At 60.4% G+C, this 3,368-nt stretch carries 2 protein-coding genes; both read right to left on the bottom strand.

Annotated elements, in window-relative coordinates; genetic code table 11:
* On the bottom strand, nucleotides 1-2,274 hold a 2,274-nt coding region (locus AC6FTP_RS26360), incomplete at its 3' end, for a DUF7133 domain-containing protein (protein WP_497209875.1).
* A 331-nt stretch (nucleotides 2,275-2,605) separates the two neighbouring features.
* Nucleotides 2,606-3,368: ThuA domain-containing protein (locus AC6FTP_RS26355; RefSeq protein WP_497209874.1), on the bottom strand; the 763-nt coding region annotated here is incomplete at its 5' end.

The following is a 3,368-nucleotide window of genomic DNA, read 5'->3' as shown; positions in this document are numbered from 1 at the left end:
CAAGTCGGCGAGCGGAGCCTTGGCGAGTTCGCGGCGAGCCTGCTCGAACTCCCAGCGGCTCGGCGAGAGCAGCTTGTTGAGCAATGCATCCACCGGCAGTCCTGTGACTGGCTCCCAGGCGATCTGTTTGCTGCCCTGCGGGGCGATGCGCCAGATGCGGCCATGTTGCTTGTCACGGCGCGGATCACGGAAATCGACTTCGCCGTGATTGATGATCGGATTCGTCCAATCCGCGACATACAAGCCGCCATCGGGCCCCATGGCGAGTGCGATGGGACGAAAGGCCGCGTCACTCGTGCGCACGACATCGGCCTGCGTTTGCGTGATGTAGCCAGATTTAGCAGCGGCCTTGTCCGCCGTGAAGTCGGTGAAGTTAAACCGCACGATGCGGTGAGCTCGGAAGTCATTCGTGATGGCGCTGCCCTGCCATTCTGGGCCAAAGAGCGGGCTGTTCACGAGTTCGAGGCCGCAGAACTTCGGATACGAACCTGGGCTGATGCTGCTAATGAATCGACGGGCACCTTCGCTGGGCGGCAGCACAGCTCCGGGAAAGCTCCAGCTCACGCCATTACCATCCGCACCGGAAGTGAGGAATGTTTGGCCATTGAGATCTTCCTGCTGACCCCAGCAGTTCACGAGGCCCTTGGAGTGCACTTCGAGACGCTCTGTATTCGGATCATAAGCGAAAGCGACGCCGCTGTTGGCCCGAACCAGGCCCCACGGGGTTTCGATGTGCGAGTGGATGTAAATCGTTTGCTGAATGTACAGACGACCATCAATGCCCCAATGCAGGCCATGGATGATGTGATGCGTGTCCTCTGTGCCGAAACCACTGAGCACGATGCGGCGCTCACCGAGCAGACCATCCGCACCCGGTTTGCTGAGCTGAAGCAGCTCCGTGCTCGCACCGACAAAGCAGCCACCGTGATTATCCGGCGCGACTCCGCATGGGATGAGCAGCTTGTCCGCGATGATGCGTGAGACATCCGCTACGCCATCGCGATTCGTGTCTTCGAGCAGGATGATGCGGTCATTGCCGGTCGAAGGGCCGAACTTGGCGCTGTTGCCCTCCATCTGCGCTCCGAGGTCATCTGGGTTCACCTGCGGATAAGTATTCGACGTGGCGACCCACAAACGGCCGGAGGTATCCCAGTTCATGCCGACTGGCTTTTCCAGCAGCGGATTCTCCGCGAACAGCGTCATCGCGAGGCCATTGTCGAGGGTGAAGTCTGGCTTGGGCAAAGAGGCAAGCACTGGCAGCTTCGTGGCGCTCGGCGGCTCGGGTGGCAGCGTGCTTGGCTTGCCCGCGGCGATGCCGATGACATTGGCCTCAGCCTTGTCCACGAGCGGATCGAACTTGGGAATCTCCACCGCATTGCGACCTTGCTCACGTTTGCGGAAGCCGAAGATGTAAGTGTAGTTCGCTGGGCGACTGCGATGGAAAAAGAGCGAGTTCTTGCGCAGGATCGCCTCACGCAGCGTGCGCTGTTCGGGTGTCTCCGTGTCCCACTTGGCCGCATCGGATTTCCAGCCGAGCTGCGCCGCGAAGCTCTCACTCAGCGCCTGAAGACCCCGGGCGTTCAGGTGAATGCCGTTGTCTGTTCCTTGCGCCAGATCAATGCCAGCCGCCTTCTGCCACTCACCACGCACAAAGGGCGATTGCTTCTCCGCTGCGAGCTGCTCCATGACTTTTTCATACTCGAGGAGCAACGCATTATGCTCCGCCGGATCAGGCAGGCCAGGCCGTGTGGCACGCAGGTCTTCATGCTTGATCGGACCCAGAAAAACAAAGCGCACTTTACCCTCTGGACTTGCCGCTTTGATCAGATCCATCAGCGCGAGCAACTCCGTGCGAAACTTCGTCGGGCTGTGATCCACGCCATAGCGCACCGGGTCGGGATTGAGCACCGGATCATTCTTTCGATATGTCAGGTCATCCAGACTCGCCGCCATGCCATAGCCCAGGATCGCCACCGTAGGCTTCACCACCGCGAGTTGCTCCTTCAGCGCATCCACGCCCTTATCCACGGGATCGAAGCTGGCGCGCGAAGCCCCCAATGGGCTGTCACCGCTGTAACCGAGATTGCGCACCGCAAAGCTCTTGCCCGCAAACTCACGCCGCAATTTGGCTTCGAGGTAGCCATAGTTATTCTCGCGCTCGACGAGCACATCTCCGATAAGCAACACGCGGTCACCATCATGGATTTCAAGTTTGCGTTCAGCCGCGCCTGCTATGGAAGCAAGGAGGAGAAGAGTGAGGATAGGTCGAAGCATGGAGTGATGGAACGGTGAATGGGTGAAGTGAAGTGACTGCTGGATAAAGATGAAGACGCCCTTTTTCAGGCAAGGATGCCGGAGATGCCTACCATGGAAAGCATTCGCGGACGGATAAAACGAACCAAGAGCCTGGAATGACTCAGCAATACATGTGTCGGATTTCACAATGAAAAACCGGAGTGGACTGGGACACTGACTCGACCTGCCGAACTCCAGGTCTAACATGCCGTGCAGGCGCTTCACCAGCGGTGTCGGTGCTGTGGTCGTAGAGTTCGGTGGAGCCGTCTCGGCGCTCGGTGAGGTGTGAGTGAGGCTGCCTGTTCTCTATTCACCGCTTCTTCACCACAGTCCACTTCACGGCATTGCCGAGGAGCTTGGCGAAGTCAGGGTGCTGGTGGGCTTCTTTGCCGTGGCCGAGGGCGATGGAGACGATCCGCGCCGTGGGGTGCGGGGTTAGCCAGACGCTGGGATACTTGGCTCCGGTGACGGTGGAGACGGCTTCGGCGAGCACTTCACAACGGGCGTCGAGTTTCACGAGGTAGAGTTCGTCTCGGATGGTGAAGGGGCTGCTGATGCCTTGCAAGACGGGGTGTTGGGGTCTGAGGGCAAGGACTTGGAAGTCGCGATGAGGCTCATGCTTGCTGGCTCCGCCGCCGACGAGGTCTTGGTTGTAGGCGGGCCAACCGCGCCAGTTATACCAAGTAGCTGGATGCAGGAGGACGAGGCCGCCGCCGCGTTGGACGAACTGCATCAAGGCCTCGCGGAAGCGGAACTGGCCGGAATAGGCGGCGTCATTGGCGCTGAGCACGACGATGTCGGCGCAGGGGAGTTGATCGACAGCGGTCATGGGATCGCTGGTGTAGCTGGTGACGGAGGGAAGCGCGGCCGCGATGAGACTGCGGTCGTGGGTGTCAAAAAGGTGGGCGTAGTCGTGGGACACGCCGCCGCCGATGAGGAGGATGCGCTGCTTGCCGGGGACGGGATCGGCAGGCAGGGGCTTCGAACTGGTGGTGGGGGCGTGGCTGGTTTTGGCGGTGTCTGGTGCCGGGCCGCCAGTGGGGGGTGGTGGGGCGAGTTTCCCATCTGCGGCA

Origin of the sequence: Prosthecobacter sp., assembly GCF_044378005.1 — a bacterium.
Taxonomy (GTDB): domain Bacteria; phylum Verrucomicrobiota; class Verrucomicrobiia; order Verrucomicrobiales; family Verrucomicrobiaceae; genus Prosthecobacter.
Note: the sequence above shows the minus strand (reverse complement) of the source record. Positions and strands in the feature narration are given on the sequence as shown.